Annotated in this window: 21 protein-coding genes and 1 tRNA gene; 13 read left to right on the top strand and 9 right to left on the bottom strand. The window is 32.7% G+C overall.

Annotated features, from left to right (window positions below; genetic code table 11):
• Positions 1-16: 16 nt before the first annotated feature.
• Positions 17-412: a peptidase gene (locus ACNQGG_RS01245; RefSeq protein ID WP_417960762.1), complete on the bottom strand. Its 396-nt coding sequence runs from the start codon at positions 410-412 to the stop codon at positions 17-19.
• A 331-nt stretch (positions 413-743) separates the two neighbouring features.
• Here ACNQGG_RS01245 and ACNQGG_RS01240 point away from each other — a divergent pair, with 331 nt between their 5' ends.
• Positions 744-923: a Sec-independent protein translocase subunit TatA/TatB gene (locus ACNQGG_RS01240; RefSeq protein WP_417960760.1), complete on the top strand. Its 180-nt coding sequence runs from the start codon at positions 744-746 to the stop codon at positions 921-923.
• 42 nt (positions 924-965) lie between these two features.
• Here ACNQGG_RS01240 and ACNQGG_RS01235 read toward each other — a convergent pair whose 3' ends face one another.
• A complete protein-coding gene (locus ACNQGG_RS01235; RefSeq protein WP_417960758.1) occupies positions 966-3,089 on the bottom strand; it encodes a Tex family protein in 2,124 nt (707 codons plus the stop codon).
• A 119-nt stretch (positions 3,090-3,208) separates the two neighbouring features.
• On the opposite strand from ACNQGG_RS01235, the gene ACNQGG_RS01230 reads away from it, so the two are divergent.
• Positions 3,209-3,487 (top strand): DUF1294 domain-containing protein, encoded by a 279-nt coding sequence (locus ACNQGG_RS01230; protein ID WP_417960756.1) that lies wholly within the window; start codon positions 3,209-3,211, stop codon positions 3,485-3,487.
• Positions 3,488-3,494: 7 nt separating this feature from the next.
• On the opposite strand, the gene rpiB is transcribed toward ACNQGG_RS01230, so the two are convergent.
• A complete protein-coding gene (rpiB, locus tag ACNQGG_RS01225; protein WP_417960754.1) occupies positions 3,495-3,923 on the bottom strand; it encodes a ribose 5-phosphate isomerase B in 429 nt (142 codons plus the stop codon).
• A gap of 721 nt (positions 3,924-4,644) precedes the next feature.
• Complete coding sequence (locus ACNQGG_RS01220) at positions 4,645-4,878, bottom strand: DUF2007 domain-containing protein (RefSeq protein ID WP_417960752.1); 234 nt, start codon at positions 4,876-4,878, stop codon at positions 4,645-4,647.
• Between the two features lie 119 nt (positions 4,879-4,997).
• Between ACNQGG_RS01220 and rnr the strand changes: the two genes are divergently transcribed.
• Genes rnr through ACNQGG_RS01205 form a run of 3 tightly spaced genes read left to right on the top strand, consistent with a single transcriptional unit; the run spans position 4,998 to position 8,576 of the window.
• Positions 4,998-7,190, top strand: coding sequence for a ribonuclease R (gene rnr / locus ACNQGG_RS01215; RefSeq protein WP_417960750.1), 2,193 nt, complete (start codon positions 4,998-5,000; stop codon positions 7,188-7,190).
• 4 nt (positions 7,191-7,194) lie between these two features.
• Positions 7,195-7,860 carry a head GIN domain-containing protein gene (locus ACNQGG_RS01210; RefSeq protein ID WP_417960748.1) on the top strand — a complete coding sequence of 222 codons (666 nt, stop codon included), beginning with the start codon at positions 7,195-7,197 and terminating at the stop codon, positions 7,858-7,860.
• A 38-nt stretch (positions 7,861-7,898) separates the two neighbouring features.
• Positions 7,899-8,576, top strand: a complete 678-nt coding sequence (locus ACNQGG_RS01205) for a LysE family translocator (protein ID WP_417960746.1) — start codon at positions 7,899-7,901, stop codon at positions 8,574-8,576.
• 340 nt (positions 8,577-8,916) lie between these two features.
• On the opposite strand, the gene ACNQGG_RS01200 is transcribed toward ACNQGG_RS01205, so the two are convergent.
• A tRNA-Cys gene (locus ACNQGG_RS01200) sits at positions 8,917-8,987 on the bottom strand.
• Between the two features lie 104 nt (positions 8,988-9,091).
• The gene (folB, locus tag ACNQGG_RS01195; protein ID WP_417960744.1) at positions 9,092-9,451 is read right to left on the bottom strand and encodes a dihydroneopterin aldolase; all 360 of its coding nucleotides are present in this window, start codon (positions 9,449-9,451) and stop codon (positions 9,092-9,094) included.
• A 105-nt stretch (positions 9,452-9,556) separates the two neighbouring features.
• Between folB and ACNQGG_RS01190 the strand changes: the two genes are divergently transcribed.
• From ACNQGG_RS01190 to ACNQGG_RS01175, 4 genes are all read left to right on the top strand, one after another.
• Positions 9,557-11,659: a glutamine--tRNA ligase/YqeY domain fusion protein gene (locus ACNQGG_RS01190; protein ID WP_417960742.1), complete on the top strand. Its 2,103-nt coding sequence runs from the start codon at positions 9,557-9,559 to the stop codon at positions 11,657-11,659.
• Between the two features lie 306 nt (positions 11,660-11,965).
• On the top strand, positions 11,966-12,298 hold the full coding sequence (locus ACNQGG_RS01185; RefSeq protein WP_417960740.1) for a YtxH domain-containing protein: 333 nt from the start codon (positions 11,966-11,968) through the stop codon (positions 12,296-12,298).
• Between the two features lie 40 nt (positions 12,299-12,338).
• Positions 12,339-12,689: a phage holin family protein gene (locus ACNQGG_RS01180; protein ID WP_417960738.1), complete on the top strand. Its 351-nt coding sequence runs from the start codon at positions 12,339-12,341 to the stop codon at positions 12,687-12,689.
• A gap of 5 nt (positions 12,690-12,694) precedes the next feature.
• The gene (locus ACNQGG_RS01175; RefSeq protein ID WP_417960736.1) at positions 12,695-12,967 is read left to right on the top strand and encodes a DUF6327 family protein; all 273 of its coding nucleotides are present in this window, start codon (positions 12,695-12,697) and stop codon (positions 12,965-12,967) included.
• A gap of 30 nt (positions 12,968-12,997) precedes the next feature.
• Here the strand turns inward: ACNQGG_RS01175 and ACNQGG_RS01170 are convergent, their stop codons facing one another.
• Positions 12,998-13,984: an SPFH domain-containing protein gene (locus ACNQGG_RS01170; protein ID WP_417960734.1), complete on the bottom strand. Its 987-nt coding sequence runs from the start codon at positions 13,982-13,984 to the stop codon at positions 12,998-13,000.
• Positions 13,985-14,063: 79 nt separating this feature from the next.
• Here ACNQGG_RS01170 and ACNQGG_RS01165 point away from each other — a divergent pair, with 79 nt between their 5' ends.
• Positions 14,064-14,705 (top strand): PorT family protein, encoded by a 642-nt coding sequence (locus ACNQGG_RS01165; protein WP_417960732.1) that lies wholly within the window; start codon positions 14,064-14,066, stop codon positions 14,703-14,705.
• 89 nt (positions 14,706-14,794) lie between these two features.
• On the opposite strand, the gene gltX is transcribed toward ACNQGG_RS01165, so the two are convergent.
• Positions 14,795-16,306, bottom strand: a complete 1,512-nt coding sequence (gene gltX, locus ACNQGG_RS01160) for a glutamate--tRNA ligase (RefSeq protein ID WP_417960730.1) — start codon at positions 16,304-16,306, stop codon at positions 14,795-14,797.
• 82 nt (positions 16,307-16,388) lie between these two features.
• Positions 16,389-17,198: a Fic family protein gene (locus ACNQGG_RS01155; RefSeq protein WP_417960728.1), complete on the bottom strand. Its 810-nt coding sequence runs from the start codon at positions 17,196-17,198 to the stop codon at positions 16,389-16,391.
• Positions 17,199-17,388: 190 nt separating this feature from the next.
• Here ACNQGG_RS01155 and ACNQGG_RS01150 point away from each other — a divergent pair, with 190 nt between their 5' ends.
• From ACNQGG_RS01150 to mnmG, 3 genes are all read left to right on the top strand, one after another.
• Positions 17,389-20,691 carry a hypothetical protein gene (locus ACNQGG_RS01150; protein ID WP_417960726.1) on the top strand — a complete coding sequence of 1,101 codons (3,303 nt, stop codon included), beginning with the start codon at positions 17,389-17,391 and terminating at the stop codon, positions 20,689-20,691.
• Positions 20,688-21,107 carry an rRNA maturation RNase YbeY gene (ybeY, locus tag ACNQGG_RS01145; RefSeq protein ID WP_417960724.1) on the top strand — a complete coding sequence of 140 codons (420 nt, stop codon included), beginning with the start codon at positions 20,688-20,690 and terminating at the stop codon, positions 21,105-21,107. Before ACNQGG_RS01150 ends, ybeY begins: the two co-directional genes overlap by 4 nt.
• 153 nt (positions 21,108-21,260) lie before the next feature.
• Complete coding sequence (mnmG, locus tag ACNQGG_RS01140) at positions 21,261-23,132, top strand: tRNA uridine-5-carboxymethylaminomethyl(34) synthesis enzyme MnmG (RefSeq protein WP_417960722.1); 1,872 nt, start codon at positions 21,261-21,263, stop codon at positions 23,130-23,132.
• Positions 23,133-23,149 lie beyond the last annotated feature (17 nt).

Here is a 23,149-nt window from a genome sequence, read left to right as displayed (position 1 = left end):
ATTAAAAAATTGATTTTTACTGTTTTGAGTTTCGGTTCCTTCCTTTCGGGGAGGCTGAGAGATTCTTTTCTTCTTTCGCTACTTGAGCTCTTAATTCCATTTCCTTTTTTGAAGCTGATAAATTTACCGGAGAGGAAACTTCTTCAGTTGCAGCAAGAATGGAATCTTTGTTGAATTTTACATATTCCAATTCTCCAGTTAATACTTTTTGAATGGATTTGATGTAGGCTTCATTTTTCTTTAAAGCAAACGACAAAGAATCTGCTTTTAAAGCCAATTGGGTGGCATCTTTTTTAAGTTTAGAAGAAGAATATCCTGGAATAAATTCCCGTAAAGGCGTAAAAGCAATGATAAAAGTAGTAATCGTTATAATAATTATGGTACTCAAAGTAACAAATACAAAAACATTCATTAGATTAAGTTTTAAAGAAAAAGTTTCCTCAAAAGTATCTTCGTTTAGAATTATTAAACGTCTTTTATTGAATAAATTTTCTTTAAGTTTTTTTCGTTTCTGTCTTTTCTTGGACATACAATTTGATTATTGAACAAATATAATCAATTTATAGTATGGATTGTAGTTGTACCCTTTCATCCTGTTTTATGAAATTGTAAATCTGATTTAATAAACTTTTAACGTAATTGAAACCAAATAATTGTCTTAAATGAGTTCCTATTAAGTTATTCTAATTACCTTTGTAGACAGTTTTTATTACAAATTTGCTTCGGCAATAAATTATTCAATCATGGGAAGATTAGGTGTTACAGAAATCCTTATTATATTGGCAGTTGTTTTATTGCTTTTTGGAGGTAAAAAAATTCCAGAACTAATGAAAGGTTTAGGAAGCGGAATAAAAGAATTCAAAAACGCTGCTAAAGACGAGAAACAACCAGCCGACAAAAAAGAAGAAGAAGAAATAAAATAAAAAAAGGGCTTTTCATAATTTGAAAAGCCTTTTTTTTATGGATTAAATTACCATTGTCAACTGAATGCGTTTCCTGCCTTCATCCACTTCGGTTACTTTTACCTGAACATGTTGGTGTAATTTTACTACTTCATTTACATCGCTTACAAAACCTGCCTTGAGTTGCGAGATGTGAACCAATCCGCTTTCTTTTACACCAATATCTACAAAACAACCAAAATTGGTAATGTTATTCACAATTCCCGGCAAAATCATTCCTGATTTTACGTCTTTTATGGTTTTTACATTGGAGTCAAATTCGAATACTTTTGCTGATTTTCTTGGATCTAATCCCGGTTTTTCGAGTTCTTTGATAATATCTTTTAAGCCTAGTAAACCTATTTCTGGGGTAATATAATTTTCTGGTTTTATTAAAGCCGTTTTTTCTTTGTTGCCAATCAAATCATGCACTGTCAGTTTCAAATCTTTGGCCATTTTTTCTACAATTCCATAGGCTTCGGGATGCACGGCTGAATTATCCAACGGATTTTTCGCATTCGAAATTCGGATAAAAGCAACCCCTTGCTGGTATGCTTTCTCGCCTAAACGAGGCACTTTTTTGAGTTGTTTTCGGTCTTGAAAAGGACCGTTTTCAGAGCGATATTGCACTATATTTTCGGCCAGCTTCTCTCCTATTCCACTCACATAACTCAACAAATGTTTACTCGCCGTGTTGATATTTATCCCAACGGAATTCACGCAGCGAATCACTGTATTATCCAATTCTTCTTTCAACTTGTTTTGGTCCACATCATGTTGGTACTGGCCTACACCAATGGCTTTTGGGTCAATTTTCACCAATTCAGCTAATGGATCACTCAATCGTCTCCCGATAGAAACCGAACCACGAACCGTAACATCATAATCAGGAAACTCCTCTCTGGCAATTTTTGATGCGGAATAAACAGATGCTCCGGCCTCAGAAACGATGAAAACCTGAACTGGTTTATCAAACGCTATTTTCTTGATGAAGAATTCAGTTTCTCTAGAAGCCGTTCCGTTTCCTATGGAAATCGCATCAATTTTATAGGAATTCACCATCGAACGGATTTTTTTCATCGCCATCGCTTCTTCTTTTTGAGGCGCATGCGGATAAATAGTTTCATTGTACAACAAATCGCCTTTTTCATCCAGACAAACAATTTTACAGCCACTTCTAAATCCCGGATCAATCGCCAAAATTCGTTTTTCGCCCAAAGGAGGAGCCAATAATAACTGTCCAAGATTATTCGCAAAAACCTGAATAGAATTGGCATCAGCCTTAGCTTTTGCTTCTTGCAAAGCTTCATTTGAAATTGCCGGATGCAACAATCGTTTATAACTGTCTTCGATGGCTAATTGTACGTGAGATGTTGTGCTATTTTGGCTTTTTAGGATTAAGGTATCAATAATATCATACGCTTCATCGATATCAACTTCTACTTTAAACTTGATAAACCCTTCATTTTCGGCACGAAGCATTGCTAATAATCGATGGGATGGCGCTTTAGTCAATGGTTCTGACCATTCAAAATATTGATTGAATTTTTGTGCCGCTTCTTCGTCTTTTTTAGTTTTTACTACTTTGGTGGTAATGATTGCTTTACGTTCGTACAATCTTCTGAGTTGTTTTCTAACATAAATATTTTCATTAATCCATTCGGCAATAATATCTCTGGCGCCTTGTAGCGCAGCATCTTCATTGATAACATTTTCATTCAAATATTTAGAAGAAATAAAATCAATAGCATCATTATTTTGTGCCATGATAATTTTTGCCAAAGGCTCTAATCCATTTTCACGAGCGACATCGGCTTTGGTCTTCTTCTTCTTTTTAAAAGGCAGATAAAAATCTTCCAGTTCCTGTAAATCAAAACTTTGTTGGATTTTTTTCTCTAATTCCGACGAAAGTGCATTTTGTTCGGCAATGGATTTTAAAATCGCTTCTTTGCGTTTTACAATCACTTCGTATTCTTTTTGAAACTTTGCAATTTGTTCTATTTGTACTTCATCCAGATTTCCTGTAGTATCTTTTCGATACCGGGAAATAAACGGAATGGTACAATCCTCTTGCAATAATTGAACAGTTTTTTGAATATTAATGGCTGCTGTAGCAACAGTTTTATTTATAAATTGTATATTAGTCATTATGTAATTAGATAATTTTAAATGTTTTAACTTGAAAATTTTTTAATTAGAAAAAATTGAAATTGTCTAATTAATTTTTAGCTAAAATAATAGCTTTAAACTTGAAATTTATATCATTTATGACTTTATTATATCCTTTTTTAACCTTGAATATTTTAGCTTTTATAATTACTGCTTATGATAAACGATTAGCCATTTCCCATAAAAAAAGGATTTCAGAAGAAACCCTTTTAATATTTGCTGCTGTCGGCGGCACAATTGGTTCGGCATTAGCCATGTATATTTTTAGACATAAAACTTCCAAGAAATACTATCTTTTTAAGTTTTACAGAATAGTATTTATCCAAATTTTAATTGCTGTTGCATTATTTTATTTTTATGAAAATATATTCCTATAAATAATTATTAACAACCTATTTTATCCACTCTTGTTTGATGTCTTCCACCTTCAAATTCTGTATCCAGAAAAGCTTCAACCATTTCTATTGCTTGTGGAATTGACGTATAACGTGCAGGAATACTGATAATATTAGCATCATTATGTTGACGGGCTAAAACTGCAATTTCTTTTATCCAGCATAAAGCGGCACGCACTTTAGACTGTTTATTTACTGTCATTGAAATTCCGTTACCGCTTCCGCAAATAACAATTCCAAAATCAGCTTTTCCTTCAGAAACATCTATGGCAACCGGACGTCCAAAATCAGGATAATCTACACTATCTGCAGAATCAGTTCCGTAATTAGTTACTTCATGTCCTTTTGCTTTAAGCATTTCAACGATTGCTTTTTTGTATTCTGGACCAGCGTGATCGTTTCCTATGGATATTTTCATTTTTATTATGTTAAGTTGTGCTGCAAATTTAAATAAAGAAATTTAGTTTTGTCTAATTTAAATTTACCTTTCTTTAATGGTAGAATTCAATTCAAATAAGTCCTTAAAAATTAAAGTAAATTATAGATGTATAACTATCAGATTTTTATTTGATTAGCGGTTATAAACAATTTTAATAAATATATAAATAGCTGTAAATCAATATATATATTATATTTAAAATGTTAATTTTTTACATTGTTAATAGTAAAACGCAATCACTTGATATTCAGTTAACTTTAAATTAACAGAATCTGTTCATAACTTTGGATAGAATATTAGAAGTTTTTTTTGGTTCTAACTTAAAAATAAGTAATCCAAAACCCACATTAGAAATCCAAATATTGTTTGGTAAATTTTTAGAATAGTTATCAGTATAAAAAAACAGTTTATTAACAAAAACTCTAAAAGTAGTTATTTACAAAATCAATTCGATTTGAATTATTAACCATTGTTAATTAAATTTTAAAAACTCTTTAAAACTAATCTTTTACCTTAAAATAACATTGTTAATAAGTCGGTATAACAACTTTAAACTTCATTTCAATACCTTTTAAAATAAATTTATTGGGGCTATTAACATGCTATAATAACAACCAAGAAAGAATTTAAATTTAATTTTTCTTTTTGTTTATTTAAATATATGTTGACAACTTTAAAAAAATAAAAAATAAAAATTGAATTAAACTATGGTTAGATTATTGTTTAAATGATCTAAAATTTCCTGAACTCTTTCAAAATCGTTCAAATGCACTTTTAACTTAATTCCGCCTAAAGCATTCGAATAAAAAGGGGCAACGGATAAAGTCATTTCATTTTCAAAAAAATAAGAAATTCCTTCTTGATCTAAAATATGTTTCAGAACAACAATTTCATGTGAATAATTAAAAATAGCAATGGTTTGAAAATCTTCCATTTTAATTGTTTTTATAAAGATACAACTATTATGTAAAGTTATATTTTCTTTAAAACTGGTAGCTGGTTATTGATAACGATTAACTATTTCGTAATTTTATGCGCTATAAGAAAAGAAGTATGAGTAAAAGATTAAGAAAGCCGATCAAAAAAGAGAAAGATTTCTCGGATAAAATATTAAAAATATTGTCGCAAAGTGCTAATAAACCATTCAATTATAAACAAATAGGAGCAAAGCTGGAATTAGATGACACCGAAAGTAGAAATCAAATTATAAAAGATTTGAAGATTCTGGCTTCTCAAGATAAAATTATAGAATCAGAACCGGGGAAATATTTAGTAAAAGCGGTAAGCAAAGACTATTACGAAGGTAAGATTGATATGACTGGTCGTAAAACAGCCTATTTTGTTTGTTCCGATTTAGAAGAAGATGTTTTTATTCCAACCAATAATTTAAATCACGCTTTAGATAAAGATATTGTAAGAGTATATGTTTACAATCGAAGAAAAGGAAAACGACCTGAAGGCGAAGTGATTGAAGTGATTGAAAGAAATAAAACTGATTTTGTTGGTGTTATTGACATTCAAGCTAATTTTGCTTTTGTTTCTACTGCCAATCCAAAAATGTATACTGATATTTTTATTCCAAAAGATAAAATAGGCGAGGCGGAGCAAGGAGATGTAGTTTTGGTTCATATTGAGGATTGGCCAGCTAGAGCAGATAGCCCTTTTGGTTCTGTAATAAAAGTTTTAGGGAAACCAGGAGAACACGATACGGAGATTCATGCTATTCTTGCTGAATATGGTTTGCCAGCAGAATTTCCTATAGAAGTAGAAACTTATGCCCAAAAAATAGATACTTCAATAGAAGCAAGTGAAATTGCCAAACGTCGTGACATGCGCGACACGTTGACTTTTACAATTGATCCAAAAGATGCCAAAGATTTTGATGATGCCTTATCATTTAAAAAATTAGAAAATGGCAATTACGAAATTGGTATTCACATTGCTGATGTTTCGTATTATCTTGAAGAAGGAACCATCCTGGATGATGAAGCGTATCAAAGAGCAACTTCTGTTTATTTAGTAGATAGGGTAGTACCCATGTTACCGGAAGTATTATCAAATTTTGCTTGTTCGTTGCGTCCAAATGAAGAAAAATATACATTTTCAGCTATATTCGAAATCACCGAAAAATCTCAGGTAGTCAATCAATGGTTTGGTAGAACTGTAATTTTTTCTGATCAGCGTTTTTCTTATGAAGAAGCGCAGTATATCATAGAAACGAAAGACGATGTGATTCCGGAAGAAATTTCAATAACTGGAAGTTCGTATCAAGTTTCGAAAGAAATTGTCTCAGCGACGCTAAAAATGGATGAATTGGCTAAAATTTTTAGAAAAAGAAGAATGGCTGATGGAGCAATTTCTTTTGATAAAGTGGAAGTGAAATTCAATTTAGATGAAGCTGGAGAACCTCAAGGAGTTTATTTTAAAGTTTCTAAAGATGCCAATCATCTAATTGAGGAGTTCATGCTTTTGGCCAATAAAAAAGTAGCAGAATTCATTGGAAAACAAAAGAAAACTTTCATTTATAGAATTCACGATGAACCAAACGAAGATAAATTAATTGCTATGCAAACGGTAATTGCAAAGTTTGGTTACAAAATAGATTTCCGTAATAAAGGCGATATTTCTAAATCATTGAATGCGTTGATGGAAGAAGTGAATGGTAAAAAAGAACAGAATTTAATTGATACTCTTGCGATTAGAAGTATGAGTAAAGCCAAATATTCTACTGATAACATAGGACATTACGGATTGGCTTTTGATTATTATTCGCATTTTACATCACCAATTCGTCGTTATCCAGATGTAATGGTGCATCGATTATTACAGCATTATCTTGACGGTGGAAAATCAGCTGATGAAGAAACCTATGAAACGAAATGCGTTCATTCTTCAACTATGGAAGGTTTAGCTACCAATGCTGAACGTGATTCTATCAAATACATGCAGGTAAAATACATGCAAGATCATCAAGATCAGGAATTTTTAGGAGTAATTTCTGGTGTGACGGAATGGGGAATTTATGTAGAAATTATAGAGAATAAATGTGAAGGAATGTGTAGAATACGCGATATAAAAGACGACTATTACACCTTTGATGAAAAACAATATGCATTGACTGGCGCAACTTCTGGTAAATTATTACAATTAGGAGATGAAATTTACGTTAAAGTAAAAAATGCCGATTTAGTTAAAAAACAACTGGATTTTAATTTTTTAAGAAGAATTGAAGAACCAATTAAATAAAAAAATGAAAAAATTAGTGATTATTGCCTTTGTATTTTTAAGCCAAATAACAAATGCACAGGTAAGCAGAAATTTAGGTGATTTTGATGAAGTAAAAGTATTTGATAAAATTACTGTAAAATTAATTTCATCCTCAGAAAATAAAGTTGTTATAACAGGAGACAGAGCAGATGAAGTTGAAACTGTTAATAAAAATGGGGAGTTAAAAATAAGAATGCCATTTCCACAATTGCTATCTGGAAACAACATCGTAGTAAAATTGTATTTTAATACTATTGAAAGCATCAGTGCAAGCGAAGGAAGTTCTGTTTCAAGTGAAACTGATTTTAAACAAACAATGCTGGATTTAAATGTAAAATCAGGAGCAGAAATAAAGATGGTTATAGATGTTGACAAAGTAAATATAAAGGCAAATTCAGGAGGAATAATTGATATATCAGGTAAAGCAACTAATCAAGATGTAGTTATCACTTCTGGTGGTATTCTAAAAGCAGCCGATTTACATACGACTCAAACAGTAATAAGCGTCGCTGCTGGAGGAAAATCTGAAATTTATGCGACTACATTGGTGGATGCAAAAGTGAAGGCCGGAGGCTCTATTTACATTTATGGAAAACCAAAACAAATTAATAAAGAAGTTTTTATTGGTGGAACAATCCTAGAAAAATAATAGTTTTACATTTCTATTCTGATAAATTTTAAATTTTAATGATAAACGATATTTTATCCGGTATTCCCTGGGGAATTTTTTTAAGTTTTATGGTTGGTCCTGTGTTTTTTATACTGCTTGAAACTAGTATTATAAAAGGATTTAGAGCCGCTTTAGTTTTCGATTTAGGTGTTGTTTTAGGGGATATTGTTTTTATTGCGATTGCGTATTTAGGCAGTTACAGATTAATTCAAAGTTTAAAAGATAAACCTGCCCTTTTTATTTTTGGTGGAATCTTGATGTTAGTTTATGGCATCATTTCTTTTGTACTATTAAAAAAAGAAGAAAAAGTAAATACAGACGAAATAGATAATGAGATTATAAGAAAGAATTATGCAGGTCTTTTTTTAAAAGGTTTTTTATTAAATATTATAAATATTGGAGTTCTTGGCTTTTGGTTGGCTATTATTATTTCTGTAGGACCAAAACTAGAAATGCAAACGTCCAGAATGATAACTTTTTTTGTTACTGTAATTGTATCTTACTTAATAATTGATTGTATTAAAATACTACTGGCCAAACAATTAAAAACTAAATTAACACCCAACAATATTCTTAAAATTAAGAAAGGGATCAGCATCGTTATGATGGTTTTCGGAATAGTTTTAATCACACAAGGATGGTTCCCAAAGGAAAAAGAAATGGTTAAAAATGCATTTGAGAAGATTGAAAAATAAGTAAATACGTTTTTATTTCAAAAAATAAAAAAAGTCTAAATCCGATAGAAATATTCAGATTTAGACTTTTTTTTTCTAACAAATTGAATAATTACAGGATTTCTTAAATGAACTTACATTCCTTATATGTTGAAAATTCCAAACTATTTAAGGAATATAAGTTCATTTAAGTTTTAAAAGAATAGTATTAAATTCTATATTTTTCTTAAAATTAGCTATAAAAAACCTCCAAGTTTCCTTGAAGGTTATGAGTTTCGTTCGGATTCGAACTATATCTTTATTTAATTTTTCTTAAAAATTTAGACATAAAAAAACCTTCAAATTGCTTTGAAGGTTTTAGAGGCATCGTCCGGATTCGAACCGGAGTAGGAGCTTTTGCAGAGCCCAGCCTAGCCGCTCGGCCACGACGCCGTAGTTGAACGGATGGCAAAAGTAACTAAAAAGTTTAAAGTTTAAAAGTTTAAAGTTTAAAAGTTTCAAAAAATATTTATTAAACCCTTTGAAACATTTTTAATTTAACTCCTATATTGTTCCATTTCTATTGTAACCGCTTCAACGTCACCACCAATAGGAGGATTTAATTTTGAAACACCCAGAATAACTCTTGAAATAGCTGGAACTTCTTTCATAATCCTGGCAATGATGCGTTGTGCAACATGTTCTAATAAGTTGGCTCTGATAGCCATTTCTTCCACGACAATTTGATTTAACAATATATAATCAACCGTATCAACCAAGTTATCTGTAATAGATGATTGTCGCAAATCTGTTTTAACTTTTAAATCAACTGAATAATCAGAACCAATTTTTCCTTCTTCAATCAAACAACCGTGATAGGAGTAGGTTCGGATATTTTTTAGTTTTATAAATCCCATTTTTTAATTTTTTGTTCAAAGTTTTTTAGGTTTAAAGCTATCTCTTTAACTTTAAACTGTAAACATTAAACCATTTATTTATCTTTGCTAAAATTAAACAAAAAAATGTCAACCGAAGAAAAATCACTCCATTTTATAGAACAAATCATTGAAGACAGTTTATCCAATGGTTTTCCACAAGATAAATTACGTTTTCGTTTTCCGCCAGAACCTAATGGGTATTTACATATTGGTCATGCAAAATCTATTTGCTTAAATTTTGGTTTAGGATTAAAATACAATGCGCCAGTTAACTTGCGTTTTGATGATACCAATCCAGCCAAAGAGGAGCAGGAATATGTAGATGCTATCAAAGAAGACTTGAAATGGTTGGGTTTTGATTGGACGGAAGAATTGTATTCTTCTGATTATTTTCAGCAGTTATATGAATGGGCGGTTGCCATGATTAAAAATGGTAAAGCATATATAGACAGCCAGTCTTCTGAAGACATGGCGACTCAAAAAGGAACGCCAACTCAACCCGGAGTTGATGGGCCTTACAGAAACCGTTCCATTGAAGAAAATCTTACTTTATTCGAAGGAATGAAAAATGGTGATTTCCCGGAAGGAAGCCATGTTTTACGTGCCAAAATAGATATGGCTTCGACTAATATGTTGATGCGTGATCCATTGATGTACCGTATTTTACACCGTCATCATCACAGAACCGGAAATGATTGGAATATCTATCCAATGTATGATTATGCACACGGAGAAAGTGATTATCTAGAGCAAATTTCGCATTCTATTTGCACCCTTGAATTTGTGATGCACCGTGAGTTATACGATTGGTTTTTAGACCAGATTTATGATGAATTAAAAGTAAGACCACATCAATATGAATTCGCTCGTTTGAACTTGAATTACACCGTAATGAGCAAGCGAAAACTATTGCAATTGGTTCAGGAAAATATCGTAAATGGTTGGGATGATCCCAGAATGCCAACTATCTCAGGATTGAGAAGAAGAGGCTATACAGCCAATTCTATTCGTAAGTTTTGTGATATCATTGGTGTTGCCAAAAGAGAGAATATAATTGATTTTTCACTTTTGGAATTTTGTTTACGCGAAGATTTAAACAAAACAGCTTCAAGAGTTATGGCAGTTTTAGATCCGATAAAATTGGTGATTACAAATTATCCTGAAGATAAAGAAGAGTGGCTGGAAGCCGAAAATAATCAGGAAGATGAAAGTGCAGGATTTAGAAAAGTCCCTTTTTCAAGAGAATTATACATTGAAAGAGATGATTTTTTAGAAGAAGCACCAGCTAAATTTTTCCGTTTGAGTTTGGGCAGAGAAGTGCGTCTTAAAAACGCCTATATCATTAAAGGAGAAAGTGTCGTTAAAGATGCTGCAGGAACTATTACTGAAATTCACGTGACTTATGATGAAGACAGCCGAAGCGGAAGTGGGAGTGAAGCCAGTCAAAGAAAAGTGGCCGGAACCTTGCATTGGGTTTCTATGCGACATGCTTTAGAGGCGGAAGTTCGTTTGTACGATCGTTTGTTTATTGATGAAGCACCGGACAGCCATAAGGAGAAAAATTTCTTAGAATTTATGAATCCGGGCTCGTTGCAAATTGTAAAAGGATTCGTGGAACCAAGTTTGTCAACGGTACAATCAGATGAAAAATTCCAGTTTCAACGTTTGGGATATTTCAATGTGGATAAAGATACAACGGAAGGTAAAATTGTATTTAATAAAACCGTAGGATTGAAGGATGCGTGGGAAGAGAAAGGTAAAAAAGAAGAAAATTTATTGATGAATACCCAAAAAGAAATCAATAAATATGTAAAGGAAAAAGATGAAAACAATGCGAATTTTATTTTAAAAAGTATTGTTGATAACATAAAAAGTATTGATAACTACAGTTTAATTATTCAGACTATTGTCAAAAATAGTAAGAATGACAATAACTCGTTGTTGTTTTCTAATTTAGTTTTGCATCATTCAGATAAAGTACAAGTAAAAGATATTGAAGAAGAATCTTTAACAAAATTATATACGATGTCATTAAAAAGTCAAATGGCTGCCGTTAGAATTTTGGCTATTCAAAATTTACAAAATGATTTGAATAATTTCAGTCTTTTCAAAACGCAACTTTCAGAATTAAAAAAGAATGAAAAAAACGAAAAAGTTTTAGAATTATTAAATGAACTGAAATTTTAGTACTAAATCTTTCTTATAGATTTTAATGATTAAAAGTGTCTTTTATAAGGCGCTTTTTTTATTATAGAAAATTAATATAAAAAAATAATTTTTCATAAATTTTACTAATTAAAAACAACTTAAATAAACTGGATTTAAAGCCTTTTTTTAAGTTTTATGGGTTGTAATATACTTGTTGAGCATTTGTTTTAACAGCGCATTTTATTTCGTTTTCTAGCCTTGTTTAAAATAAATTAACTGCTTGTTAACAACGATGTGTTAATAAAATTTGTAATTTTAGTAATTAACAATCAAAAATGGAATATCATGTCGAATAACGCAGGAAATACATTATTAGCCTTATTAACTGGTGCAGCCATTGGAGCTGGAATTGGAATTTTGTTTGCGCCAGATAAAGGTACAAGAACAAGAGAAAAATTAAAAGATGGTTATGATGATGCCAAGAGGGATTTAAAACATAAATTCGAAAATGCATCAGATGAATTAAAACATAAATTATCTTGTAGTAAAAATTACGATTTACAAGAAACATATGACGATTTGATTTCTAATGTGAGTCATAAAGCAGAGGATGTGATTTCCTTTTTAGAATCAAAATTGGCTGAATTGAAAGAACAAAACGCCAAACTTCAAAAATAATATTGGTTACTTCCTAATTGATATTAAAAACAAATAAATTATGGCTTTTGAAGAATTAAAAGAAAATACGGAGGATATTCAGGAACAAATCCAGGAGTATTTAAAAAACAATAAGGCTTATTATAAATTATGGGGTTTCAAAGTTGCAATGAAATCGACTACCATGATCCTTAAGTTCACATTGATTTTTTTGTGTTTTGGTATGGTTTTATTATTTTGCTCTGTAGCGGCTGCTTTAGCAATAGGAAATTCTTTAGATAGTTATCCGTTGGGATTTTTGATTATTGGAGGAGGGTATCTTGTTGTAACAGCTCTTTTGTTTTTAATTAAAGACAAAATAGTTGAAGGTCCAATATTAGAGAAATTTTCAGAAATATTTTTTAACGACTAAAAACTATGGAAACTAAAAAATATTCTTCTTATGCTCAAATAGAAAGGGAACTGGAAATCTTAAAAATTGAAAAAGAAATCAGTTATCAAAAATTGGTTTATGGTGTCAAAAAAACTAAAGAGAGCTTTACACCACAAAACATCGTAAGTGATTTAATAGGAACCTATAGTTCCGCTATTCCTTATGGAACTATCGTATCAACGGCGCTTCCTTTTATACTAAATAAAGCGGTACCATTTATTAAAAATTGGTTGTCAAAAAGAAAAAGAGGCAATTAAGCCTCTTTTTCTTTTTAAAACAATCAAATATTATATTTCTATTTCAGGATTTTCTGGTGGTTGCGGAGCTTGAAAACTGGTATGTTCCTCATTTTTTGGTTTTGGCTTTCTGTTGGTTTTCTTCATCATTTCGCCTACTTGATTTGATGCAGAAAATGAAGCTACCATATTATTCAGCATATCGCTTCCTGCTTGAGGAGAATTTGGCAATAAAATCAAATTGGAGTTTGTGTCTGCGCCAATGGCCTGTAAAGTATCATAATGTTGCGTAACCACAATCAAAGCCGAAGCTTCCTGAGAGTTTATACCCACTTTATTTAGTACATCAACACTTTCTACCAAACCTCTTGCAATTTCACGCCTTTGGTCAGCGATACCTTGTCCTTGTAAACGTTTGCTTTCTGCTTCTGCTTTGGCTTTAGCAACAATTCTAATTCTTGATGCTTCTGCTTCAAATTCCGCTACAGTTTTTTCTCTGTCTGCAGCATTGATTCTGTTCATTGCGTTTTTCACCTGAATATCCGGATCAATATCCGTTACCAATGTATTGATAATCGTGTAACCATAAGTAGTCATCGCTTCGTTTAATTCTCTTTTTACAGCAATGGCAATATCATCTTTTCTTTCGAAAACATCATCTAATTTTAGTTTTGGAACTTCGGCACGAACGACATCAAATACATAAGAAGTGATTTGATCGTGTGGATATTCCAATTTGTAAAAAGCATCGTAAACAGTTTCTTTTATTACCATAAATTGAACTGAAACTTTTAGTTTTACAAAAACGTTGTCTTTGGTTTTGGTTTCGATGATCACATCTAACTGTTGGATTTTTAGATTGACACGTCCGGCAATTCTATCAATTAAAGGAATTTTAAGTTGCAGACCAGATTGTCTAATACTTAAAAATTTGCCGAAGCGTTCAATAACAACTGAGGTCTGCTGCTTGACAGTAAAAAAGGAGGAAAGTAAAATAAATAACGCAAATACAAGTAAAATAATCAACGGAATGTCCATAGTATGAATAAATTAGTTAGAAAAATTACTGTTAAATTACAAAAAAACTTTAGGTTTGTCTTCGTTTAATTTAATTTTTATGAAAAGGATATATCTTACTTCAGTTTTTATTTTAATTACCCTAACTGGTTTTGCACAATACGGATACAGAGATTCGAACAGAATTGGTATCAGTTTTGGTGTTAATCAATTTACGTTGAACACTACTAATTTCCAGACTAAGCCAGGAACAGGATGGAATGCAGGACTTTCTATGCGAGGAAATTTCTATGATGATTGGGATATGGTTTACGCGATGCAGTTTAGCGAAAATAATTTTTCAGTAGCCACAAAAAACTTTTTTTTAGGAAATGAGGATGTAAATTATAAACTGGCTTCGGCGCAGATATCGTTGCAATTAAGTTATAAATTAATCGAAAATCATTTGAGTGTTGAGTTTGGACCTTTGGTTCAAGTAAACGGAAAATTTAAAATTGATAACGAAAATGAAAATAATAACATTTCCGGGACAACATTGTTAGCCAAAGATATTGTGGATATTTCAAAATTTAATTTTTATCCTACGGTAGGAATAACAGCAGGAGTGCGTCATTTCCGGGTTAATGTTTCCTATCAATATGGGATTAGCAATATGCTGGGCAACTTGAACACGAAGAATTTAGGAGTAAATTTCAAAGGGAATCCAGGAATTATAAATGGTGATTTGATTCTTTATTTATAAAAAAAAGCTTCTAATCCTGAATCTGGATAAGAAGCCTTTTATCATTAAACCCTTTCATCCCGAAGCTTCGGAACTGAAAGGGTTCTTTTTTATAAAGTAGCTATTGCTTTTTGAATTCTGTTAATCGTTTCGTCTTTTCCAATTACTTCAACGATATCAAATAGGTGAGGGCCTTTAAGCGCTCCAACCAAGCTCAAACGAAACGGTTGCATTACTTTACCCATTCCAATTTCGTTTTTCGTCATCCAATCTTTTACAATAGTTTCTATATTCATCGAAGTAAAATCAGTTATTTCTTCTATAACAGATATTAATTCTTCCATCAATGTTGGCGTTTCTTCCTTCCAGTTTTTCCTTGCTTTTTCATCATACGATATTGGAGCCATAAAAAAGAAATCACTTAATTCCCAAAATTCAGAAACAAAATGCGCACGTTCTTTGATTAATGAAACAATCTTTGTCAGTTCCACTAAAGAGTAATATCGGTTAACATTCTTAGATTCTACAATAGGAGCAAAGGATTTCGCTAAATCGACATCTTTTTGTTTGACCAAATATTGATGATTGAACCATTTGTTTTTTTCTGGATCAAATTTAGCTCCAGCTTTGTGAACTCTGTTTAAATCAAATGCTTCAACTAATTCTTCCAGTGAGAATAATTCTTTTTCGGTTCCATCATTCCAACCTAATAAAGCTAAGAAGTTAACAACTGCTTCCGGGAAAAATCCTTTTTCTCTGTACCCTGATGAAACACCTTCGGCGGTTTTCCAGTCCAATGGAAATACAGGGAATCCCATTTTGTCACCATCACGTTTGGATAATTTTCCGTTTCCAACAGGTTTCATAATCAATGGTAAATGTGCAAATTTGGGTGCTTCCCAACCAAAGGCTCTGTACAATAAAACGTGTAAAGGCATTGATGGCAACCATTCTTCACCACGAATTACATGAGAAGTTTCCATTAAATGATCATCTACAATATTAGCCAAATGATAGGTTGGCATTCCATCGCTTTTAAACAATACTTTATCATCTAAAAGACTCGTTTCAAACTTTACGTCTCCACGAATGATGTCATGCAAATGCAAGGTTTCGTTTACCGGAGTTTTAAAACGAATTACATAATGTTCTCCATCAGCAATTCTTCTGGCAGTTTCTTCAGAAGAAATAACTAAAGAAGTGTCTAGTTTTTCTCTGTTGTGGTGATTGTATATAAAGGTTTTTCCTTGTTCTTCTTCTAATTTTCTTGCTGCGTCCAACGCTTCTGCAGTATCAAAAGCATAATAGGCATTACCGGAATTGATTAATTGATCAGCATATTGGTGGTATAAATCTTTTCTTTCGCTTTGACGGTATGGACCAAATTTTTCGTTTTTTCCAATGGTTTCATCTGGTGCTATTCCTAGCCATTCCAGTGCTTCGATGATATATTCTTCGGCTCCTGGAACATAACGGTTTTGATCAGTGTCTTCAATTCGTAAGAAGAAAACACCATTGTTTTTTTTGGCAAATAAATAATTGAATAATGCGGTACGTACTCCGCCAATATGTAAAGGTCCAGTTGGACTTGGTGCAAAACGCACACGAACTTGTTTAGACATTGCTGTAAATTTTTTGCAAAGATAAGAAGTTCTTTTCGCCACGAAGACACAAAGGCATAAAGTTTATAGTTTGGAAGTAGATTTACAGCATCAATCGAAAACCTTTAAAATCTTTTTTGATTTTTGAATAGGCTTCGATTTCGTCATCCATTTTTTTGTAAAGGGTTTCAATAATATAGTTTTTTACTAAATCAGGTTTCGAATCATAATATTGTTCGACTAGTAAACTATTATAATTCAAATTTTCCGTGTCATAAGAAAACAAAGGAAAACCTTCTTTCATCAATAAAAAATTAATTAAAAGTCTTCCCGTTCTTTTATTTCCGTCTACAAAGGGTTGATGAATCCAAATTTCTTGAGCCAAGAAAACAGCTTTGTCCAAGACAGAAGCCTCGCTTTTGTTGACATTTTCAATCAAGGCTTCCATATTTTTTTGAACATCAGCAGGAGAGCTCAAAGGCATTATTCGTTCTTTCTCAACTCCGTTTTGCTTTATGGAAATCACGTTTTGGCTAACCTTAAATTGATTTTGCAGTTGCCCTTTTTCTTTGGCATTCGTATAATAATCTTCATTCCATAGGCTTCCAATAGTCAACCAATTTAATTCTAAAATCAATTTTATCGATAATTCTTCTTTGTTTTTTACCGCCAAAAGCATTCTTTTCAATGCGCGATACATTCCTCTTTGTTCTAAAATATCGGAATTTCGGATGTTATTTCCAGAAATGGTGTCGCTTTTGAATAATTCGGTAGTTTGCAAAAGTGATAATTGATTGCCTTCTAATCGGTTAGTGGTATAGACATATTCACACAATTGTGCTTGCTCTTCTTCCAAAGATGGAATGACATTTAATGCTGCATACTTTTTTAATAAGTCGATTAGTTTTTCCATTTTTCTATAAATAACTATTGTAAAAATACGCTTTTTTTGGCTTTATAAAAAGTTCTTTTTTGTGAGGAAGACACAAAGTCGCAAAGGTTATTTTTTATCGAAACATCACTTTTTTTGATTATTATATTTTTAACATGGACTGAATTCAAAAATGGTTACTTTTATTGGTTATAAAAACATGTTATAAATTTTGGAGCACTCAAATTTTATTTATCAGAAACTCGAAGCTTTTATCCGAAAGTTTTATACCAATGAATTGATACGAGGAATCATTTTTTTTATTGGTTTAGGATTGTTGTATTTTCTATTTACGCTTTTTGTCGAATATTTTCTTTGGCTTAAGCCAATGGGAAGAACCATTTTATTTTGGGTTTTTGTAGCAGTGGAAGTGCTTTTATTGTCGCGATTTATTTTATTTCCAATATTTAAATTATTCAAACTCCAAAAAGGAATTGATTACAATCAGGCGTCGGCTATTATTGGAAATCATTTTACGGAAGTGAGCGACAAGTTGACGAATTTTCTGCAGTTATCAAATTCGGATAATCATCAGAATAAATCGGAATTGCTTGTGGCTTCGATTGAACAAAAAGCCAATGCGTTACAACCAATCCCTTTTGGGAAGGCCATAAACTTCAATACAAACCAGAAATATTTACCGTTAGCACTAATTCCTATTTTGTTTTTTGCTTTCTTTTATTTTTCTGGTAACAGCAATGTGATTTCTCAAAGTTTGAATAGAGTAGTGCATTTCAATTCGGCTTTTTTACCTCCGGCTCCTTTTAAGTTTGTGGTTTTAAATTCGAATCTGCAAACGGAACAAGGAAAAGATTTTATATTTCAAGTCAAAACTGTAGGCAAAGTTGTTCCTGAGAATGTGATGATTTTCATTGGGGATGAAAGTTATTTTATGGAAAATACAAAAGGAGGGGAGTTTGAATTTAAAATTTTAAAACCTTCTGAAGCTGTTTTGTTCCACGTGGAGGGAAATGCGGTTTCTTCATTGGATTATGAATTGAAAGTGATTACGGTTCCGTCGATTGCTAATTTCGAAATGCAATTGAATTTTCCTTCTTATTTGAATAAAAAACCAGAGAACATCAAAGGAACCGGTAACGCCATTATTCCCGAAGGAACTCGTGTAATTTGGAAAATGGATACGCAAGCGACACAAAAAGTAGATTGGATGGACGGAAAGTCTACTATTTCCTTTTCGAAAACTGAGAACAGCTTTACTTTATCAAAAAATATACTTCAAAACACAGATTATCAAATTCTTACTTCGAATGACAAGGTAAAAAACTATGAAAAACTGAATTATCAGCTTACAATTGTCAAAGATCAATTTCCAGCGATTACTGTGAACAATGCGCCAGACAGTTTGAAGGTGGGAAGGAACTATGTTTTAGGGCAAATCTCAGATGATTATGGATTGTCAAAACTTCAGATTGTGTATTACGAAAGAAACAAACCTCAGATTGCCAGACGTGGAACAATTGCTGTTAAAAAAGCTACAGTAGATCAATTTGTATTTTCGTTCCCAAGTAATCTTCCAGTTGAGCAAGGAGTGTCGTATGACTATTATTTTGAAGTGTATGACAACGATGCCATTCATCATTTTAAAAGCACAAAATCTTCTGTTTTCTCGAATCGTGTTTCGACAGATGAAGAGAAAGAAGATGAAGTTTTACAACAGCAAAATGATAATATTAATGGTTTAGAGAATTCCTTAAAAAATCAAGACAAGCAAATAGCCGAAATTGAAAAAATACAAAAAACAGGAAAAGAAAAAGACAACCTTGAATTTAAAGACCAACAGAAAGTAAATGATTTCATCAAACGCCAAAAGCAGCAAGATGAAATGATGAAACAGTTTGCAGAGAAAATGAAAGATAATTTAGATAAATTCAAAACGGATGAAAAGGATAAGCTAAAAGAAGAGTTGCAAAAACGAATGGATAAAGCCGACAAGGATTTGGATAAAAATCAAAAGTTATTGGATGAGTTAAAAGAACTGAATGATAAAATTAAAAACGAAGAACTACTTTCGAAGTTAGATAAATTTAAGCAAAACAGTAAAAACCAAATTAAAAATTTAGAACAATTAGTTGAGTTGACTAAGAAGTATTATGTAGAAAAGAAAACAGAACAATTAGGTGATAAACTAGACAAGCTTTCTGAAAAGCAAGATAAATTATCCGATGATGAAAAGGAAAACAAATTGGATAAACAAGAAAATATCAATGCTGATTTTGATAAGATTCAAGAAGATTTAAAAGATTTAGAAAAGGAAAATAAAGAATTGAAATCCCCGATGGATCTTCCTAAAGATGCCACTAAAGAAAAAAGTATCGACGAAGATTTAAAGAAAGCTTCAGAGGAATTGAAGAAAGACAATAAAGCGAAGGCTAAACCAAATCAAAAAAGCGCCTCGAAAAAGATGAAAGAGATGGCCGCAAAGATGGCACAAACTTTGGAAGGAAATGAGAAGGAAGAACTGCTAGAGGATGTTGCTATGTTGCGACAAATTCTGGACAATTTATTGGCATTTTCTTTGTCACAGGAAGAGTTAATGAATCAGTTTAAAGGGCATAAAGCCGGTTCTCCAGGCTATAATAAAAACATTAAAATCCAACAGGATTTAAAACAGCAGTTCAAACATGTTGACGATAGTTTGTTTGCGATGTCTTTAAGAAACCCTATAATTGCCGAAGAGGTGACTAAAGAAATAGGCAACGTACATTACAATATTGATAAATCGCTAGAGAGTTTGTCCGATGCTATGGTTCCTAAAGGATTATCCCATCAGCAATATTCGATTGCTGCAGCCAATAAATTGGCTGATATGCTTAGCAATATGCTTAACACGATGCAAATGTCATTGTCTGGGATGGGTTCCGGAAAGCCAAAACCGGGTCAAGGACAGGGAATACAATTGCCAGATATTATTAAAAAACAAGAGGGATTGGGGGAGAAGATGAAAGAAGGAATTAAGAAAGGTCCAAAACCTGGTGATGGCCCAAAAGGGGAAAGCGGGAAAGACGGAAAATCCGGTAAAGGCGAAAGTCAGGATGGTGATGGAGAAGGAGATGCCCAATCCATAATGGAGATTTATAAAGAACAAAAGCAGTTGCGTGAAGCTTTGCAAAATGAACTTAATAAAAAAGGTTTGGGGGGCAATGGACAAAGTGTTTTGGAACAAATGAAGCAAATTGAAAAACAATTATTAAACAAGGGATTTAAAAATGAAACACTTCAAAAGATTCTAAATGTGAAGCAGGAATTGTTAAAATTGAATACGGCTTTACAGCAACAAGGAGAAGAAAATAAACGTCAATCAGAAACCAATAAAAAGGAGTTTAATAATCAATCTAATGCACTGCCAGCTGCTTTATTAGATTATTTGAATAGCATAGAAATATTAAATAGACAATCCTTACCTTTGCGCTCGAATTTTAATCAAAAGGTTCAAGAATATTTTAATAAAAAATGATCAATTTTAATTACGAAACCGACTTTACTTTAGACAATGAAGAAGCTGTTGCTTTATGGCTGTCTAATGTTATTACTTCCGAAAACAAGAAAGAGGGAGAGATAAACTACATCTTTTGCGACGATGAGTATTTGCATAAAATTAATCTTGAATACCTTAATCACGACACATTAACGGATATTATTAGTTTTGATTACACGATGGGGAATGAGTTAAGTGGAGATGTTTTTGTTTCTGTTGAAAGGGTTAAAGACAATGCGGTTGATTTTAACGTTCCTTTTGAAGACGAATTGAAGCGTGTTTTAGTTCACGGAGTTTTGCACTACTGTGGATACAAAGACAAAGGCGAGGAGGATGAGCTTTTAATGCGTTGTAAAGAAGATGAAAAATTAGCGCTGTTCCACGTGGAACAGTAAGACTTTTTTTATTATCCAAAGCCGAAGTGTTTCACGTGGAGCATTTTTATATTCGGTAGAATTGACAATACAATGTTTCACGTGGAACAAAATAAAAATAGATTTCAAAATTACAATCCGGAATATAATTGAAGGATTAAATCATACAAGAAGATGTTTCTAGATGAATATGATGTGATAGTTGTTGGCGCAGGACATGCCGGTTCTGAGGCTGCTGCCGCTGCTGCAAATTTGGGTTCGAAAACCTTATTGGTGACAATGAGTTTGCAGAACATTGCCCAGATGTCATGCAACCCTGCGATGGGCGGAATTGCCAAAGGACAAATTGTGCGTGAGATTGATGCTTTGGGTGGGTACTCCGGAATTGTTTCGGACAGAACTGCTATTCAGTTCAAGATGCTGAACAAGTCCAAAGGACCTGCGATGTGGTCGCCGCGTGTTCAGAGTGACCGTATGCGTTTTGCTGAAGAATGGAGAATGATGCTGGAAGGAACTCCAAATCTTGATTTTTATCAAGAGATGGTGAAAGGTTTGATTATTGAAAACGGAAAAATAAAAGGAATTCGCACTTCGTTAGGAGTGGAGATTCGGTCTAAATCGGTTGTGTTGACCAATGGAACTTTTCTGAATGGCTTGATTCATATTGGTGAAAAACAATTTGGTGGAGGAAGAGCAGGGGAGAGTGCTGCTTATGGAATTACCGAAGATTTAGTGAATGCAGGTTTTCAAGCAGGAAGAATGAAAACAGGAACGCCTCCAAGAGTGGATGGACGCTCATTGGATTATTCAAAAATGAACGAGGAAAAGGGAGATGCTAAGCCGGATAAATTTTCTTATTCGGATGTAACATCACCGTTGGTTATTCAAAAATCATGTCACATGACGTATACGTCTCTTGATGTGCATGATATTTTGAGAGAAGGTTTTGATCGTTCTCCGATGTTTAACGGTAGAATAAAAAGTCTTGGGCCAAGATATTGTCCATCAATTGAAGATAAAATTAATCGTTTTGCCGATAAAGAAAGACACCAATTATTTGTTGAGCCGGAAGGATGGAATACGTGTGAGGTTTATGTAAATGGTTTTTCAACTTCACTTCCTGAAGATATTCAATTTAAAGCGTTGCGTTCTGTTGTGGGATTTGAAAAAGTGAAATTCTTTCGACCGGGTTATGCAATCGAATACGATTATTTCCCGCCAACACAATTGAAACATACTTTGGAAACAAAGCTTGTTGAAGGATTGTATTTCGCTGGACAAATAAACGGTACAACTGGATATGAAGAAGCAGCTTCTCAAGGATTGATGGCTGGTATCAATGCGCATTTAAAAGTGCATGAAAAAGCGCCGTTAATTTTAAAAAGAGATGAAGCGTATATCGGAGTTTTAATTGATGACTTAATTACTAAAGGAACGGAAGAACCATACAGAATGTTTACTTCTCGTGCAGAATACAGAACGTTGCTTCGTCAGGATAATGCTGATTTTAGATTAACACCTATGTCGCATGAAATTGGTTTGGCTTCTGAAGCACGTTTGCGTAGAATGGAACACAAATTAAATGAATCAGAAAAAATGGTGGCTTTCTTCAAAGAAACGAGTGTTTCGATTGCAGAAGCAAATCCTATTTTGGAATCAAAAGGTACCGCTCTGATTAGTCAGGGAGACAAAATGTTTAAAGTTTTCTCTCGTCCGCAAATTGATTTGGAAGACATAATGAAATTCGAAAAAGTGGCGACTTATGTTGCGGAGAATGATTTGGATCAGGAAATTTTAGAACAAGCCGAAATTCAAGTGAAATATTCGGGTTATATCGAAAAAGAAAGAAACAACGCGGATAAATTGACGCGCTTGGAAGATGTAAAAATCCCTGAGAATTTTGATTATAACAAAATCAAATCAATGTCAATTGAAGCAAAACAAAAATTAAGCAAGATTCGCCCGATAACCATTTCTCAAGCATCAAGGATTAGCGGTGTTTCACCAAGCGACGTTTCGGTGCTGTTGATTTATATGGGACGTTGAGAAAGTAGCCTGTAATC

This window comes from Flavobacterium esculini (assembly GCF_048284325.1).
In the GTDB taxonomy this organism is placed as follows: Bacteria; Bacteroidota; Bacteroidia; order Flavobacteriales; family Flavobacteriaceae; genus Flavobacterium.
The sequence above is the reverse complement of the archived record's forward strand: the minus strand, read 5'-3'. Positions and strand labels throughout refer to the sequence as shown.

Bases quoted from the DNA above. Each gene is read 5' to 3' on its own strand.
- ACNQGG_RS01210 (WP_417960748.1), top strand. From the start codon at position 7,195: ATGAAAAAATTAGTGATTATTGCCTTTGTATTTTTAAGCCAAATAACA.
- ACNQGG_RS01170 (WP_417960734.1), bottom strand. From the start codon at position 13,984: ATGGACATTCCGTTGATTATTTTACTTGTATTTGCGTTATTTATTTTA.
- ACNQGG_RS01220 (WP_417960752.1), bottom strand. From the start codon at position 4,878: ATGGAAGATTTTCAAACCATTGCTATTTTTAATTATTCACATGAAATT.
- folB (WP_417960744.1), bottom strand. From the start codon at position 9,451: ATGGGATTTATAAAACTAAAAAATATCCGAACCTACTCCTATCACGGT.
- ACNQGG_RS01180 (WP_417960738.1), top strand. From the start codon at position 12,339: ATGGCTTTTGAAGAATTAAAAGAAAATACGGAGGATATTCAGGAACAA.
- ACNQGG_RS01235 (WP_417960758.1), bottom strand. From the start codon at position 3,089: ATGACTAATATACAATTTATAAATAAAACTGTTGCTACAGCAGCCATT.
- ACNQGG_RS01190 (WP_417960742.1), top strand. From the start codon at position 9,557: ATGTCAACCGAAGAAAAATCACTCCATTTTATAGAACAAATCATTGAA.
- gltX (WP_417960730.1), bottom strand. From the start codon at position 16,306: ATGTCTAAACAAGTTCGTGTGCGTTTTGCACCAAGTCCAACTGGACCT.
- ACNQGG_RS01175 (WP_417960736.1), top strand. From the start codon at position 12,695: ATGGAAACTAAAAAATATTCTTCTTATGCTCAAATAGAAAGGGAACTG.
- ACNQGG_RS01230 (WP_417960756.1), top strand. From the start codon at position 3,209: ATGACTTTATTATATCCTTTTTTAACCTTGAATATTTTAGCTTTTATA.
- rpiB (WP_417960754.1), bottom strand. From the start codon at position 3,923: ATGAAAATATCCATAGGAAACGATCACGCTGGTCCAGAATACAAAAAA.
- ACNQGG_RS01185 (WP_417960740.1), top strand. From the start codon at position 11,966: ATGTCGAATAACGCAGGAAATACATTATTAGCCTTATTAACTGGTGCA.
- ACNQGG_RS01165 (WP_417960732.1), top strand. From the start codon at position 14,064: ATGAAAAGGATATATCTTACTTCAGTTTTTATTTTAATTACCCTAACT.
- ACNQGG_RS01155 (WP_417960728.1), bottom strand. From the start codon at position 17,198: ATGGAAAAACTAATCGACTTATTAAAAAAGTATGCAGCATTAAATGTC.
- ACNQGG_RS01205 (WP_417960746.1), top strand. From the start codon at position 7,899: ATGATAAACGATATTTTATCCGGTATTCCCTGGGGAATTTTTTTAAGT.
- mnmG (WP_417960722.1), top strand. From the start codon at position 21,261: ATGTTTCTAGATGAATATGATGTGATAGTTGTTGGCGCAGGACATGCC.
- ybeY (WP_417960724.1), top strand. From the start codon at position 20,688: ATGATCAATTTTAATTACGAAACCGACTTTACTTTAGACAATGAAGAA.
- ACNQGG_RS01245 (WP_417960762.1), bottom strand. From the start codon at position 412: ATGAATGTTTTTGTATTTGTTACTTTGAGTACCATAATTATTATAACG.
- rnr (WP_417960750.1), top strand. From the start codon at position 4,998: ATGAGTAAAAGATTAAGAAAGCCGATCAAAAAAGAGAAAGATTTCTCG.
- ACNQGG_RS01240 (WP_417960760.1), top strand. From the start codon at position 744: ATGGGAAGATTAGGTGTTACAGAAATCCTTATTATATTGGCAGTTGTT.